14 protein-coding genes are annotated in these 14,115 nt (G+C 67.5%); 8 read left to right on the plus strand and 6 right to left on the minus strand.

Annotated elements, in window-relative coordinates:
- Nucleotides 1-2 precede the first annotated feature (2 nt).
- The 3 genes from RHA1_RS12625 to RHA1_RS12635 all read left to right on the plus strand — a co-directional run bounded on the left by RHA1_RS12625 (nucleotide 3) and on the right by RHA1_RS12635 (nucleotide 2,046).
- Entirely contained in the window at nucleotides 3-218 is a 216-nt protein-coding gene (locus tag RHA1_RS12625; RefSeq protein ID WP_041811386.1) for a hypothetical protein, read from the plus strand.
- Entirely contained in the window at nucleotides 215-706 is a 492-nt protein-coding gene (locus tag RHA1_RS12630; RefSeq protein WP_011595294.1) for a Clp protease N-terminal domain-containing protein, read from the plus strand. Before RHA1_RS12625 ends, RHA1_RS12630 begins: the two co-directional genes overlap by 4 nt.
- Before the next feature lie 101 nt (nucleotides 707-807).
- Nucleotides 808-2,046 (plus strand): helix-turn-helix transcriptional regulator, encoded by a 1,239-nt coding sequence (locus RHA1_RS12635; RefSeq protein ID WP_007301542.1) that lies wholly within the window; start codon nucleotides 808-810, stop codon nucleotides 2,044-2,046.
- Nucleotides 2,047-2,124: 78 nt separating this feature from the next.
- Here RHA1_RS12635 and fdhD read toward each other — a convergent pair whose 3' ends face one another.
- Genes fdhD through RHA1_RS12655 form a run of 4 tightly spaced genes read right to left on the minus strand, consistent with a single transcriptional unit; the run spans nucleotide 2,125 to nucleotide 6,971 of the window.
- Nucleotides 2,125-2,946, minus strand: a complete 822-nt coding sequence (gene fdhD / locus RHA1_RS12640; RefSeq protein ID WP_011595295.1) for a formate dehydrogenase accessory sulfurtransferase FdhD — start codon at nucleotides 2,944-2,946, stop codon at nucleotides 2,125-2,127.
- Nucleotides 2,946-5,252, minus strand: a complete 2,307-nt coding sequence (locus RHA1_RS12645) for an FdhF/YdeP family oxidoreductase (protein WP_011595296.1) — start codon at nucleotides 5,250-5,252, stop codon at nucleotides 2,946-2,948. Before RHA1_RS12645 ends, fdhD begins: the two co-directional genes overlap by 1 nt.
- A 4-nt stretch (nucleotides 5,253-5,256) precedes the next feature.
- Nucleotides 5,257-5,889: an MBL fold metallo-hydrolase gene (locus tag RHA1_RS12650; protein WP_009475279.1), complete on the minus strand. Its 633-nt coding sequence runs from the start codon at nucleotides 5,887-5,889 to the stop codon at nucleotides 5,257-5,259.
- Nucleotides 5,886-6,971, minus strand: a complete 1,086-nt coding sequence (locus RHA1_RS12655) for an S-(hydroxymethyl)mycothiol dehydrogenase (protein ID WP_009475280.1) — start codon at nucleotides 6,969-6,971, stop codon at nucleotides 5,886-5,888. Before RHA1_RS12655 ends, RHA1_RS12650 begins: the two co-directional genes overlap by 4 nt.
- A gap of 256 nt (nucleotides 6,972-7,227) precedes the next feature.
- Here RHA1_RS12655 and RHA1_RS12660 point away from each other — a divergent pair, with 256 nt between their 5' ends.
- From RHA1_RS12660 to RHA1_RS12680, 5 genes are all read left to right on the plus strand, one after another.
- Nucleotides 7,228-8,724 (plus strand): aromatic amino acid ammonia-lyase, encoded by a 1,497-nt coding sequence (locus RHA1_RS12660; RefSeq protein ID WP_016882513.1) that lies wholly within the window; start codon nucleotides 7,228-7,230, stop codon nucleotides 8,722-8,724.
- A 65-nt stretch (nucleotides 8,725-8,789) separates the two neighbouring features.
- Nucleotides 8,790-9,905 carry an ABC transporter ATP-binding protein gene (locus RHA1_RS12665; protein WP_009475282.1) on the plus strand — a complete coding sequence of 372 codons (1,116 nt, stop codon included), beginning with the start codon at nucleotides 8,790-8,792 and terminating at the stop codon, nucleotides 9,903-9,905.
- Nucleotides 9,902-10,552 carry an ABC transporter permease gene (locus RHA1_RS12670; protein WP_011595298.1) on the plus strand — a complete coding sequence of 217 codons (651 nt, stop codon included), beginning with the start codon at nucleotides 9,902-9,904 and terminating at the stop codon, nucleotides 10,550-10,552. Before RHA1_RS12665 ends, RHA1_RS12670 begins: the two co-directional genes overlap by 4 nt.
- On the plus strand, nucleotides 10,549-11,304 hold the full coding sequence (locus RHA1_RS12675) for an ABC transporter permease (protein WP_011595299.1): 756 nt from the start codon (nucleotides 10,549-10,551) through the stop codon (nucleotides 11,302-11,304). The genes RHA1_RS12670 and RHA1_RS12675 overlap by 4 nt, the downstream gene beginning before the upstream one ends.
- Before the next feature lie 11 nt (nucleotides 11,305-11,315).
- Nucleotides 11,316-12,224: an ABC transporter substrate-binding protein gene (locus RHA1_RS12680; protein WP_011595300.1), complete on the plus strand. Its 909-nt coding sequence runs from the start codon at nucleotides 11,316-11,318 to the stop codon at nucleotides 12,222-12,224.
- Here the strand turns inward: RHA1_RS12680 and RHA1_RS12685 are convergent, their stop codons facing one another.
- Together RHA1_RS12685 and RHA1_RS12690 are read right to left on the minus strand one after the other, a co-directional pair.
- Nucleotides 12,225-12,704, minus strand: a complete 480-nt coding sequence (locus RHA1_RS12685) for a nucleoside deaminase (protein WP_011595301.1) — start codon at nucleotides 12,702-12,704, stop codon at nucleotides 12,225-12,227.
- 59 nt (nucleotides 12,705-12,763) lie between these two features.
- A complete protein-coding gene (locus RHA1_RS12690; RefSeq protein WP_011595302.1) occupies nucleotides 12,764-13,903 on the minus strand; it encodes an EstA family serine hydrolase in 1,140 nt (379 codons plus the stop codon).
- Nucleotides 13,904-14,115 lie beyond the last annotated feature (212 nt).

Consider the following 14,115-nt stretch of genomic DNA (forward strand, 5'->3'; position numbering starts at 1 on the left):
CCGTGAGTGACGATCCGAACCCGGCAACCGCTTTCGCTGCCGTCGTCGCGCTGCGGCGTCAGGCCGATCAGCTCGAGCGTGACGCCGTCGCACACGCACTGTCCGCCGGCTGGACCTGGGCGGACATCGGCCACGCTCTCGGCGTCTCGGGTCAGGCGGCGCACAAACGCTTCGGTCCCGGACGATCCTCCGCCAAGAAGACGAGGGGCACACGATGAAACTCACCCGGGCATGGCGCGACATGCGGACGATGAAGACGCTGTTCTCCGAAACGGAAGCCGAGGCCGACCGGCTGGGCGACCGGGAACCGGGTCTCGAGCACCTGCTGCTCGCATCGTTCGCGCTGCCGGACGGTACGGCAACCCGAGTATTCGAGCGTCTCGGATCGAACCGGGACGCACTGCGCGAGGCGGTCATTCGCGTGCACGGGGAAGCCCTCGCGGCGGCAGGCATGACGGACGCGGGCGTCGCCACCAGCGCACTGAGCCGCCCCCGCACCGGACCGCTGCGACTGACCGAACCGGCCCAGGCCGCGTTCCGCAATGCGGTGGCTCTCGCGAAGTCGGAACGGAGACCGATCGTCGGAGCCGACCTCGTCGCAGCCGTCGCCACCATCACGCACGGCACCACGGCGCGGGCACTGGAATTGCTGGAACTCGTCCGATCCGACGTCGTCGACGCCGCCCGCGCCGAGCCGGCACCGTGAGCGGACGGCCCAGGCCCGGCAGTCGCCGCCTGCGCGGATAGGCTCGACACGTGGTTCTTCCCAGCTCGACTTCTGTGTCCCCTGCAGATGTTCTCGGTTCCATGCGGGACGTCATCGACGGTCCGCTGCCCGACATCGCCGTCCGCTTCTCCAAGTTCCTCGCCGACATCTGGCCGCACACCGCGCTCGTGATCTTCACCCGGGAATGCACGGGACGTCCCCGCAAGGTCAGCGGAGATCCGTCGGTGGTCGAGCGCGTCACCATCGCCGAACTGGATGCGTTGCGCACCCGCATGACGGAAGGCACTCCTTTCGACGACCAGACCGTGATTGCCGGCGCGAAGCGGAAGGTGTGGGCGCTGCTGGACGCGACGGGCACTCTCCTCCTCGTTCTCCCGAAGCCGCGGCAGCGCATTCGTGAGGTCCCGCTGGTCGCCGGCGCGTTCGGCGTCGTCGCCGTGTCGATCCGGCACCAGGTGGCGCAGGCGAGCCCGGCGTACCTGGCGGAGTCGCGGGCGGCGTCGAGCGAACGGGCCAGGACCATCGTGGAGCTGACGGACCTGCACGCGGCGACGCTCGAATCGATCCTGTCGACTCTCCGGTCCAAGGACCTCGACGACCGTCGGTCGCGGATCACGGCGAGCGAGACGGCGTCCTCGGCGCTGGTGACCCTGCGCTCCGCGGGCGAATCCGACCGCAACCTCGCGGAGGAAGCGGTCACCACCGCGTTCGCCCGGCTGCAGGGCGAATTGCGGCCGCTGCTCCAGCACCGTCCCGTGCGCGTCGACTACGTCGATCCGCCGGTGGACGGCCGGGCGTTGCCCGGCGAAGTGGCCAGTGCGGCGCGGGCCGTCGTCCGGAGCGCCGTCCTGGCATTCGCGGCGCAGGCCGCCCTCGAGCGAATCCGCATCGCCTGGGACTGTGACGGCGCGAACCTCCTGGTCGAGGTCCGCGACGACGGCGACGGCGGTCTCGACACCGATGCGCTGGTGCGGCAATTGTCCGGCCGGGTGCACACGCTCGGTGGCCGGATCGACGTCGAGTCGGTCGACGGGTGGGGGTCCCGGGTGGCCGTCGCGATCCCCCTCGACGTACCGGTGGCGCGACCGGACGAACAGCAACTCGGCGACCTCAACCCCCGCGAACTCGAGGTCCTGGGTCACCTCGCGACCGGCAAGCGGAACAAGGCGATCGCCGACAGCCTCGGCATCAGCGAGAGCACGGTCAAATTCCATGTCGCGGGTGTGCTGAAGAAGCTCGGGGTGGCGTCCCGAGGTGAGGCGGGCGCGATCGCCCTCGAGGCGGGCATCCGCGCCGACACCACCGGCAGGCACGCATGAGCGTCGCGACGCCGCCGATCGGGCGCTGACCCCCGCACGTGAGTGGCAAGTATGTGGGCGCACGCTTTGCCACTCACGTCAGGTGATGCGGTCCGGGTGGGTGTAGATGTTCATGGTGGTGCCGCGGAGGAACCCGATGAGGGTGAGCCCGGTGTCGTGGGCGAGGTCGATCGCCAGCGACGAGGGTGCGGACACGGCGGCGAGGATCGGGATGCCGGCCATCACCGCTTTCTGCGCCAGTTCGAACGACGCCCGGCCGGACACGAGCAGGATGCTCCCCCGCAGCGGAACCCGGTTCTGTTCGGTGGCCCAGCCGATCAGCTTGTCGACGGCATTGTGCCGTCCCACGTCCTCCTTGATCGCGAGCAGTTCCCCGGTGCGGGTGAACAATCCGGCCGCGTGCAGGCCCCCGGTGGTCTCGAACACCCGCTGCGCGGCCCGCAGCCGGTCGGGCAGCTCAGCGATCGTCGCGGCCGGCACCCGCACCGTGTCGGTGGCCGGTGAGTGCTTCGTCCGCTGCCGGATCGCGTCCAGCGACGCCTTCCCGCACACCCCGCACGACGAGGTGGTGTAGAAGTTGCGTTCGATACCGGTGTCGGGCAGGAACACCCCGGCCGCGAGGTCCACGTCGAGGACGTTGTAGGTGTTGACACCGTTGTCGTCGACGCTGTTGCAGTAGCGGATCGACGCGATGTCCGCGCGGTCGGCGATGATGCCCTCGGTCAGCAGAAACCCCTGCGCCAGTTCGACATCGGAACCGGGGGTGCGCATGGTGACCGCGAGCGGTGTCCCGTTCACCCGGATCTCGAGCGGCTCCTCCACCACCACGGTGTCCGGTCGGGTGGACTGCCGGGTGTCGGTGATCCGGGTGACCGGGGTCCGGGTGGTCACACGCCCCATCAGAGACGCCGTTCGAGACGGATCGTGATCGCCTTCGACACCGGGGTGTTCGACGTGCGGGCCACGTGATCGAGCGGGATCAGCGGATTCGTCTCCGGGTAGTAGGCGGCGACATTACCCCGCGGCGTCGGGTACTGCACCAGCCGGAAGTCGTCGGCGCGGCGCTCCTGCACCGTCCCGTCGGGGGTGGTCCATTCGGAGACCAGGTCCACCCGGTCCCCGTCCGCGTACCCGAACGCGGCGATGTCCTCGGGCGCGATGAACAGCACCCGCCGACCGCCCTTCACGCCGCGGTAGCGGTCGTCGAGACCGTAGATGGTGGTGTTGTACTGATCATGCGACCGCATCGTCTGCAGGATGAGCTTCCCCTGCGGGACCGGCAGCCAGCACAGCTCGTTGACCGTGAAATTGGCCTTCCCCGTGTCCGTCACGAACCGGCGCTCGTCGCGGGGTGGATGCGGCAACCCGAACCCATCCGGTTGACGGACCTTGCGGTTGAAGTCCTCGAACCCGGGAACGACCCGGGCGATGGAATCCCGGATGCGGTCGTAGTCGGCGGTAAATTCCGACCACGGCACCGAATGCCCGGGACCGAACAGGGCCTGCGCGATCCCACACACGATGGCGACCTCACTGCGCAACTGGTCACTGGCGGGTGTGAGGCTGCCGCGGGACAGGTGCACCATCGACATCGAGTCCTCCACCGTGACCTGCTGTTTCTTACCGGACCGCACGTCCTTGTCGGTGCGGCCCAGCGAGGGCAGGATCAACGCGGTCCGCCCCGTCACCAGGTGCGAGCGGTTCAGTTTCGTCGACACCTGCACGGTCAGCGCGCACCCCCGCAACGCGGCCTCCGTGGTCTCGGTGTCCGGGGTCGCCGAGACGAAGTTGCCGCCCATCCCGATGAACACCGACGCCTTCCCGTCCCGCATCGCCCGGATCGAGTCGACCGCGTCCAACCCGTGCTCGCGCGGCGACCGGATGCCGAATTCGGCGTCCAACGCGGCCAGGAACGACTCGGGCATCTTCTCCCAGATCCCCATCGTCCGGTCGCCCTGCACGTTCGAGTGCCCGCGCACCGGACACACCCCCGCCCCGGGTTTACCGATCATCCCCTGCAACAGCAGCAGGTTCACCGCGTCCTGGATGGTCGCGACCCCGTGCGTCTGCTGCGTCAGCCCCATCGCCCAGCAGATGATGGTCTTCTTCGAGGAGATCAGCGCGTCCGCCGTCTGCTGGATCTGCGCGAGCGTCAGCCCGGTCGCCGCCGCCACCGTGCCCAGATCGACCTTCCGCAGATGCGCCGCACACTCCTCGAACCCGGCAGTGTGCCGGTCGATGAACTCCCGGTCCAGCACCGTCCCGGGATTGCGGTCCTCCGCCTCGAGCAGCAAACGGCCCAAACCCTGGAACAGGGCCTGGTCGCCGCCGATCCGGATCTGCAGGAACTCGTCCGCGATCTGCACACCGTCACCGACCACCCCGTGCACCTTCTGCGGGTCCTTGAACCGCATCAACCCCGCCTCCGGCAACGGGTTGATCGCGATCACCTTCGCCCCGTTGGCTTTCGCCTTCTCCAGGGTCGAGAGCATCCGCGGGTGATTGGTGCCCGGGTTCTGCCCGGCGATCAGGATCAGGTCCGCGTTCTCGAGGTCGGGAACCGACACCGAGCCCTTCCCGATCCCGATCGTCTCCACCAACGCACTGCCCGACGACTCGTGGCACATGTTCGAGCAGTCCGGCAGGTTGTTGGTTCCGAACGCCCGGATCATCAACTGGTACACGAACGCCGCCTCATTGCTGGTGCGCCCGGACGTGTAGAACACCGCCTCGTGCGGCGACGCCAACGCCCGCAACTCCCCGGCGATCATCGCGAACGCCGCGTCCCAGCCGATCGGCTCGTAGTGCGACGACCCCGGCAGCAGCACCATCGGATGCGTCAACCGGCCCTGCTGCCCCAACCAGAACTCGGTCCGACCCAGCAGATCCGACACCGCATGCGCCGCGAAGAACTCCGGGCCGACCTTGCGGGTGGTCGCCTCCTCCGCGACCGCCTTCGCACCGTTCTCGCAGAACTCCGCATGCTTGCGGTGCCCCGGAGTCTCCGGCCACGCACACCCCGGACAGTCGAACCCCTCCCGCTGATTCAACTTCATCAACGTCCGGGCCGTGCGCACCGGTCCCATCTGCTCGAGCCCACGACGCAACGACACCAACACCGCAGGAACACCTGCCGCATAGGATTTCTCGTGCGTGACGACGACATCGTCCTCGTCGAAGGTGTACCTGTCGGTGGTGTCGGTCATGGAGTCAGTTTCCTCGTGCAATCCATTCGGCGAGGTGTGGGGCCTCGGTGCCGATCGTGGTTCCGTCACCGTGTCCGGTGTGGACGAGCGTTTCTTCGGGAAGAGCGAACAGCCGGTCGCGGATCGACCCGATGATGGTCGGGAAATCCGAGTACGACCGGCCCGTGGCGCCGGGACCGCCCGAGAACAGGGTGTCGCCGGAGAACAGTGCCCCGGCCTCGGGCAGGTACAGGCACACCGACCCCGGTGAGTGACCGGGCGAGTGGATCACCTGGATCTCGGTGCCCGCGATGGCGATCCGCTGTTCGTCCTCGAGATGCCAGTACTTGGCGTCGGGGTGGCTCATCTTCCACAGCACGTCGTCGCCGGGGTGCAGCAGCACAGGGGCGTGCAGACGCTCGGCCAGTTCGGGGGCGACGGTGACGTGGTCGTTGTGACCGTGCGTGCAGATCACGGCATTCACGTGCCTGCCTCCGACCGCGTCGATGATCGGCTGCGCGGTGTGGGCGGCGTCGACGATCACGACGTCGGTGTCGTCACCGATCAGCCAGATGTTGTTGTCGACGTTCCACTCTCCGCCGTCGAGGGCGAACGTTCCCTCGGTGACGACCCGCTCGATCCGCAATTGCCCGCTCACAGAACGACCACCGAACGCAGCACCTCACCGGCGTGCATGCTGTGGAACGCCGCTTCCACCTCGTCGATCTTGATGCGCTCGGTGACGAACTTGTCCAGCGGCAGCCGGCCCTGCTGGTACAGGTCGACGAGCACCGGGAAGTCGCGCTCGGGCAGGCAGTCGCCGTACCACGAGGACTTCAGGGATCCGCCGCGGGAGAAGAAGTCGATCAGCGGCATCTCGAGGGTCATGTCGGGGGTCGGGACACCGACCAGCACGACGGTGCCGGCGAGGTCGCGGGCATAGAACGCCTGCTTCCACGTCTCCGGGCGGCCGACCGCATCGATCACGACGTCGGCGCCGAAACCGCCGGTGAGTTCCTGCACGGCCGAGACGGCGTCCACCTGGCCGCCGTTGATCGTGTGCGTCGCGCCCAGGTCCTTCGCCCATTCGAGCTTCTTGTCGTCCCGGTCGATCGCGATGATCTTCACGGCGCCTGCCAGGCGGGCGCCCATGATCGCGGCGTCGCCGACACCACCGCAGCCGATGACGGCGACGGTGTCACCGCGGGAGACGTTGCCGGTGTTCACGGCGGCACCGAGGCCGGCCATTACGCCGCAGCCGAGCAGTCCGACGACTGCCGGGTCGGCGGACGGATCCACCTTGGTGCACTGTCCGGCGTGGACGAGCGTCTTGTCGGCGAACGCGCCGATCCCCAGGGCGGGAGTCAGTTCGGTGCCGTCCTCGAGCGTCATCTTCTGCGCGGCGTTGTGCGTGTCGAAGCAGTACTGCGGGCGGCCGCGCTTACAGGCGCGGCACTGACCGCAGACGGCGCGCCAGTTCAGGACGACGAAGTCGCCGACCGCCACGGACGTGACGCCTTCGCCGACACTCTCGACGATGCCGGAAGCCTCGTGGCCCAGCAGGAATGGGAACTCGTCGTTGATCCCGCCGTCGCGGTAGGTGAGGTCCGTGTGGCACACACCGCATGCCGCGATGTCGACTACCACCTCTCCGGGACCGGGGTCCGGAATGTTGACGGTCGCGATCTCGACGGGGGCACCCTTGGAGCGGGCGATGACGCCTCGTACCTGCTGCGGCATTGGACTCATTCCTTCGGTCGATCAGTCATAGCGGGATCGATGCATGGCCATAAATGCACCTCTCCCGAGACCTTACGTCCCGGAAGTTCACGGAGGGACTGATCGAAGTGAGAGGTTGACCTAGCCGGAATGCCAGCCGCTCACTGAGGTCTTGCGGCAGAGGTCATGGCAGGAAACTGACGGTTGACACGCCGCGGTATATACAGGACTATACATCTCGAAGAGTGAGGCACACCACATCGATCACGGAGTTCTGATGACCCGGAGAGATTCCAGCTCGACCGAGGAACCGCACCCGCCCCTTCCGGTGGTGCTCGACGGCGCCCAGCTCACCGTCGACCAGCTCACGGCGCTCGCCCGGGAACCCGTCGTGATCGAGCCCGACCCCGCAGCGCTCGACCACGCACGCCGTTCGTGGGAGACAGCCGTGCGCATCGCCGAACGACAGCCCATCTACGGACGCACCACGGGTGTCGGGGGCAACCGGGACACCTCCGTCTCCGACGGCGTCGACCAGGATCTTCGACTTCTCCGCAGCCACGCCACGGGTTCGGGCCCCGCGCTGCCGGATCACGTCGTCCGCGCCGCCATGATCATTCGCGTCAACCAGATTCTCAACGGCGGATCCGGTCTGCACCCCGACATCGTGACCGCGCTGATCGATGCCGTCGCGGCGGACGAACAGCCCACCGTGCACGCTCGCGGGGCGATAGGCACCGGCGACCTCAGCGCGTTCTCCGAGATCGCGCTCGGGTTGATGGGCGAGGCACCGCTGCGGGACGGTCGACTCGTCACCCGGTGGACCGCACACCAGGGTGACGCACTCCCACTGATCTCGACCAACGCGATGACGGTCGCGCTCGCGGCGTCGGCCACCGACAGCGTGGCGAACTGGCTGGAGCACTCGCTGATCGTCGGTGTGCTATCGCTACTGGCGACGCGCAGTTCCGTCGAACCGTTCGCGGCACGGGTGCAGGCTGCCCGCAGGCACCTCGGCCAGGAGGAGGTGGCCGGCCGGGTCCGGGAACTCCTCGCGGGCCACCGCGTACAGGCTGCCCGCGTGCAGGATTCCTACGGGTTCCGCGCCCTGCCGCAGATCCTCGGGGCGACCTGGCAGGCGCTGCAGCGGTTGCGGGGCACGCTCGCGATCGAGATGAACTCGTCCTCCGAGAACCCTCTCATCTCCGTCGAGGACGACGCCGTGTTCCACAACGGGAACTTCCACGGAATGCCGATCGCCCTCGCCGTGGACGAGGCGAAACTCGCGCTGTCGAGCGCGGCGCTGTTGTCGCAGTGCAGACTTGCCAATCTCTCCGATCCGGTGGTCACCGGTCTCCGGCCGTTCCTGGCCGACGGTCCGGCGGGCAGCAGCGGCACCATGCTGCTGGAGTACACGACGTCCGCGGCCATCGCCGAGATCCGGATGGCCGCGGCGCCGGGCTCTCTCGGACACACCGTGATCTCCCGCGGAACCGAGGACCATGCGAGCTTCGCGTCGCAGGCCGCCACACAGCTCACCGACATCCTCGCCCAGTCTCGCATCGTGCTCGCGTGCGAACTGATCTCGGCGGTGCGCGCCCTCGGCCAGCAGGACCACGACCTCGACACGACCACCGAACTCGGCGCGTACCTGGACCGGGCACGCGCGTGCCTGGACCCGCGGACGACCGACCGTCCTCTGAGCGACGACCTGAAAGCAGCGGTGAAGTTTCTGGAACAGATGCCCAATCCGGAGAAAGACACAACTCGGTAAAGCAGTCCCACGACACCGAACTTCCGAGTGTGTCTCCACTCGGATTACACGAAAGTAGCACGCGGATGATCACATTCGACAAAGTCACCAAGGCATATCCGGACGGCACAACAGCGGTGAACGAACTGGACCTCGAGTGCCCGAGCGGGAAGATCACAGCACTCGTCGGGCCGTCGGGATGCGGCAAGACGACGTCGCTTCGCATGATCAACAGATTGATCGAACCGACGTCCGGAACCATCTCCCTCGACGGCGAATCCACGGCGGACATGGATCCCGCGCTGTTGCGCAGGCGGATCGGGTACGTCATCCAGCACGCCGGACTGTTCCCGCACCGCACCATCGTGGACAACGTCGCGACCATGCCCAGATTGCTGGGAAAGACGAAGAAGGAGGCCCGAACCCGGGCGATGGAGCTGCTCGAGACGGTCGGTCTCGCGGCGAACTTCGCGGATCGGTATCCGTGGCAGCTCTCGGGTGGCCAGCAGCAGCGAGTGGGGGTCGCGCGCGCCCTCGCCGCGGACCCGGCCTTCATGCTGATGGACGAACCGTTCAGCGCTGTCGACCCGGTGGTCCGGAGCCAGCTCCAGGACGAATTCCTGAGACTGCAGAAGGACATCGGCAAGACGATCATCATCGTCACGCACGACATCGACGAGGCACTCCAGCTCGGCGACCAGGTGGTCGTGTTGCGGACCGGCGGGATCCTGGCGCAGGCGGCGACGCCGCTGGAGTTGCTGACCGAACCCGCCGACGAGTTCGTCGCCGACTTCGTCGGACGCGACCGCGGCTACCGTTCGCTGGGTTTCTCGAACCTCGGCGGCCGCGTGGAGACGATCGCCGAACCCGTTGCCCGTCTCGGTGATTCGGCATCCGACGCCCTCACCCGGACCACGGACGACTGGCTGCTCGTCGTCGACCCGGCGAACAAGCCGATCGGCTGGGTGCAACCGGCGAAGGTCGTCGACCGCATTCGCCCGGACGACGTGAATCTCAGCGGGACGGTCGCCGATGCGCACGGAACGATGCGGGCCCTGCTCGACGCCGCCCTGTCCGCACCCAGCAAACGCGGTGTCGTCGTCGACGGCGACGGTGTGCTCGTGGGAACCGTGACGGCACACGCGGCGGTCGCGGCGATCGAGTCGGCGGATCTCGTGGCCACGGAGGCGATGGCCCGATGAACATCGAATGGCTCGGCCGCCAGTCCGATCGCATCGCCGAACTGGTCGGCTGGCACATCCTTCTCTCGCTCGTGCCGCTCGTCGTCGGTGTGATCGTCGCGTTGCCGATCGGCTGGCTGGCGCATCGCAGTCGCCGGATCAACCCCTATGTGGTGGGGACGGCCGGCCTGCTCTACACGATCCCGTCGCTGGCGCTGTTCGTCCTGCTCCCGCCGATCCTCGGAACGAAGATCCTCGATCCGATGAACATCGTCGTCGCACTGACGATCTACACCGTCGCCCTCCTCGTGCGCGTCATCGCCGACGCCCTGGATTCGGTGCCGCAGGAGACGGTGCTCGCCGCCACCGCGATGGGCTACCGGCCGTACCAGACTTTGCTGAAAGTCCAGCTGCCGGTGGGTGTTCCCGTCATCTGCGCCGGACTGCGCGTCGCGGTCGTGTCGAACGTCAGCCTGGTCTCACTCGCCGCGCTGCTCGGAATCCCGCAGATCGGTTCACTGTTCACCCAGGGCTTCCAGCTGCGTTTCTACACACCGATCATCACCGGTATCGCGCTCTGCCTGCTGCTGGCGCTGGTTCTCGATCTACTCATCGTGCTCGCCAATCGGTTACTCACACCGTGGACCCCGAAGGTGGTCTCATCATGATCGACTTTCTGCTCGACGGTGCTCATTGGACCGGACCCGAAGGCATTCCCGCTCTCCTCCTCCAGCACCTGATGTACACGTTCCTCGCCCTGTTCGCGGCGGCACTTATCGCGGTTCCGCTCGGCCTGTACATCGGGCACACCGGTCGCGGAGCGGTCGTCGTCGCGGGCCTGGCCAACTCGCTGCGCGCCCTTCCCACCATCGGTTTGCTGATCCTGCTGGTGCTCGTCATCGCACCGTCGTTCTCGACCAAGCTGGCCTATCTGATTCCGAGCCTGATCGTGCTGGTGCTGCTGGCCATCCCCCCGATTCTCACCAACACCTACGCGGGCATCCGCTCGGTCGACCCGGCCGCCGTGGACGCTGCGCGGGGCATGGGGTTCCGGTCGATGCGCATCCTCACCGAGGTGGAGATGCCCTGCGCGCTGCCGCTGATGCTGTCGGGTGTGCGCAGCGCCGTGCTGCAGATCGTCTCGACCGCGACCGTCGCCGCCTACATCTCGCTGGGCGGACTGGGACGTCTCCTCATCGACGGCAAAGCGCAGAGCGACTACGCCCAGATGGCCGCCGGAGCGGTCCTCGTGTCCCTCCTCGCGCTCGCATTCGACCTGGCGATCGGATTCCTCACGGTTCGGGTCGTCTCACCCGGTCTGACGCGACGCGACCGGAGCGGCGCGAAGAAGCGATCCGATTCCGAAGACACCGCCGTCGCAGCCCGACCCGCGTCCGCTCCCGAGCCCTCGCTGATCTGAAGGACATCATCATGAAGAAGGCATTGATCGTCGCGCTGACCGGCGCCACCCTGATGTCGTTGACGGCATGCGGGATCGGCAAGGACCCGTTGGCATCCGACGACGGCGGAAGCAGCGACGGTGCCATCGTCGTCGGCTCCGCGGACTTCCCCGAAAGCCAGCTGATCGCGACCATCTACGCGGAGGCGCTGCGCGCGAACGGCATCGACGTCACCGAGAAGCTGAACATCGGAAGCCGGGAGGTGTACGTCCCGGCCATCCGTGACGGCTCCATCGACCTGCTGCCCGAGTACTCGGGTGCGTTGCTCCAATACCTCGACAGCGCCACCACCGCGACCGCGTCGGACGAGGTGACCGAGGAGATCAAGGCCAAGCTGCCCGCCGGGCTCATCGCACTGGAACCGTCCCCCGCCGAGGACAAGGACGTGCTCGCGGTGCGACAGGAAACCGCGGACGAGTATTCGCTCGAGACGATCGAGGACCTCGTGCCCCACGCCGACGAGCTGACCCTCGGCGGCCCGCCCGAATGGAAGACCCGGGAGAACGGCGTCGCCGGCCTGCGGGACAAATACGGCCTGACGTTCAAGGAGTTCCTGGCACTCGACGCCGGCGGTCCCCTGACGCTCAACGCCTTGCTGAGCGGTCAGATCGAAGTGGCGGACGTGTTCAGCACCGACCCGGCGATGCGTTCGGAGAACCTCGTGGCACTCGAGGACACCAAACACCTGTTCCTGGCGGAGAACATCACACCGATCATCAACGAGAACAAGGCAGGCGACGATGTCCGCGGCGTCCTGGCCGACGTGTCGGCGGCACTGACCACCGACGATCTCATCGAGATGAACCAGCGGGTGGCCGACCTCGAGGACATGGGCGACATCGCCCGGGAATGGCTGCAGGACAAGGGGCTGGCGTCCTGATCACGCCCCGGCGTGACATTGCCGGTGCAGTGCGTGGATCGCCTCCTCGAGTTCGGGAATTGGACCCTCCACCTCGACGTCGGGCGCGATGTCCTGGACGGGGATCGGCCGAACGGGTGCCGGCGGGACACCCAGTTCGGCGAGCCACTGCGCCGTCTGCGCGGCAGAACTGACGTAGACGATGCGTCCGAGCCCCACCCAGCCGTGCGCGGCGGAACACATCGGGCAGTGTTCGCCCGATGTGAAGACGGTGGCTCTCGCGCGTTCCTCGGGCGGCATGTTCTCCGCTGCCCACCGGGCGAGCTCGAACTCGGGGTGGCGGGTCGCGTCGCCGCCGGCGACCCGGTTGCGATCCTCGGCGAGAGCGACGCCGTCCGCGGAGGCGAGGACGGAGCCGAACGGTTCGTCGCCCGCCTCCACCGCCTCCCGTGCCAACTCCACGCACCGCCGCAGATGCCCCAATTCGACGTCGTTCTCCATGCCTGCCTCCGAGGTCGCTCGCGCCCGTGACTCCTTGCATGGTGCCACGGACGGGTGCGTCAGCTCAGCGCATCGAACGTCGCCGTCGCATACTGGGCGGTCCGGTCGGAGCCGAGAAGTCCCGGCCCCATCTTGTTCATCACGTACGTCATGGTCATCCGGCGTTCGGTGTCGACGACGACCTGTGAGCCGCCCCAGCCACCCCAGAAGCAGATGCGTCCCTCGGGTACGAACGGCACGGACACGGGCGTCGGCAGACCGTACCCGATGCCGAATCGAATCGGTTGCCCCAGAGCCAGATCCACGCCGTTCGACTGCTCCTCGAAGATCAGGGAGATGGTGTCCGGCGACAGCAGGCGGACGCCGTCGAGTTCTCCCCCGCAGGCCACGACGGACTGGATCCGGGCGAGCGACCGGGCGTTGCCCTGGCCACCGGCCGCGCCGTTCTCCGCCTTGCGCCATTCGTCGGACCAGGACGCGGACGCGTCCGGTCCGGGGCCGGTGAACGTCCTGACGATGACACTGGCGGGGTCGAGGGAGGCCAGATCGATCGGCAACGGCGGCGGCGGGACCACGTTCGACACCCGGCCGAACTCCGACGGGTCCAATCCGATGTGGAAGTCGGCCCCCAGCGGCCCGGCGATCTCCTCGGCGACGAAACGGCCGAGCGTGCGCCCGTCGATTCGGCGGACGACTTCACCGATCAGATGGCCGTAGTTCAGCGCGTGATACCCGGACGCCGTGCCCGGCTCCCACCACGGCGCCTGGGCGGCAAGCCGTTTCGTGGACTCTGCCAGGTCGTACGTGTCCTCGACCGTGATCGGCTGATCCCACCCCGACACACCCGACGTGTGTGACAGGAGATGGCGGACCTCGACGCGTTCCTTGCCTGCCGCGGCGAATTCCGGCCAGTACTTCGCGACGGGCGCGTAGACGTCCAGCAGTCCGCGGTCCGCGAGCACCAATGCGGCGAGCGCGGTAACCGTCTTGGTGCACGACCACACGTTCGTGATGGTGTCGCGCTCCCATTCGGTGGTGTGATCGGTGTCGGACCATCCGCCCCACATGTCGACCACCGGCTCTCCGTCGAGGGTCACGACGATCGACGCGCCGAGTTCCTCACCGGAGTCGAGATTGTCCTTCAGTGCCTCCTGCAACGCCGTGAAGCGCTTGTCGCACACTCCTCCGAGTTTGGTCACCTGTGGTTCCTCTCAACCAGCCGACGCAATATTGATCTTGACATCGGGTTCAATTTAGGGTTCCAGTGTGGGCCAGGCCCTCCTGTGATGTCAATCACTTCGATGCCCATTCTCGCGAGGTCCCGCCGCGGTCGGGCGCTCACCGGGTTCACCCGTGCCGGGTGAGGTTCGCGACGGCGCGGCGGCCGACGCTGAAACCCAGGACTACACGT

The organism is Rhodococcus jostii RHA1 (assembly GCF_000014565.1).
In the GTDB taxonomy this organism is placed as follows: domain Bacteria; phylum Actinomycetota; class Actinomycetes; order Mycobacteriales; family Mycobacteriaceae; genus Rhodococcus_F; species Rhodococcus_F jostii_A.

What these genes read in the sequence shown, in the direction of transcription:
- RHA1_RS12630 (WP_011595294.1), top strand. Translation starts at nt 215, where the DNA reads ATGAAACTCACCCGGGCATGGCGCGACATGCGGACGATGAAGACGCTG.
- RHA1_RS12635 (WP_007301542.1), top strand. Translation starts at nt 808, where the DNA reads ATGCGGGACGTCATCGACGGTCCGCTGCCCGACATCGCCGTCCGCTTC.
- fdhD (WP_011595295.1), bottom strand. Translation starts at nt 2,946, where the DNA reads ATGGGGCGTGTGACCACCCGGACCCCGGTCACCCGGATCACCGACACC.
- RHA1_RS12645 (WP_011595296.1), bottom strand. Translation starts at nt 5,252, where the DNA reads ATGACCGACACCACCGACAGGTACACCTTCGACGAGGACGATGTCGTC.
- RHA1_RS12655 (WP_009475280.1), bottom strand. Translation starts at nt 6,971, where the DNA reads ATGCCGCAGCAGGTACGAGGCGTCATCGCCCGCTCCAAGGGTGCCCCC.
- RHA1_RS12660 (WP_016882513.1), top strand. Translation starts at nt 7,228, where the DNA reads ATGACCCGGAGAGATTCCAGCTCGACCGAGGAACCGCACCCGCCCCTT.
- RHA1_RS12665 (WP_009475282.1), top strand. Translation starts at nt 8,790, where the DNA reads ATGATCACATTCGACAAAGTCACCAAGGCATATCCGGACGGCACAACA.
- RHA1_RS12670 (WP_011595298.1), top strand. Translation starts at nt 9,902, where the DNA reads ATGAACATCGAATGGCTCGGCCGCCAGTCCGATCGCATCGCCGAACTG.
- RHA1_RS12675 (WP_011595299.1), top strand. Translation starts at nt 10,549, where the DNA reads ATGATCGACTTTCTGCTCGACGGTGCTCATTGGACCGGACCCGAAGGC.
- RHA1_RS12680 (WP_011595300.1), top strand. Translation starts at nt 11,316, where the DNA reads ATGAAGAAGGCATTGATCGTCGCGCTGACCGGCGCCACCCTGATGTCG.
- RHA1_RS12685 (WP_011595301.1), bottom strand. Translation starts at nt 12,704, where the DNA reads ATGGAGAACGACGTCGAATTGGGGCATCTGCGGCGGTGCGTGGAGTTG.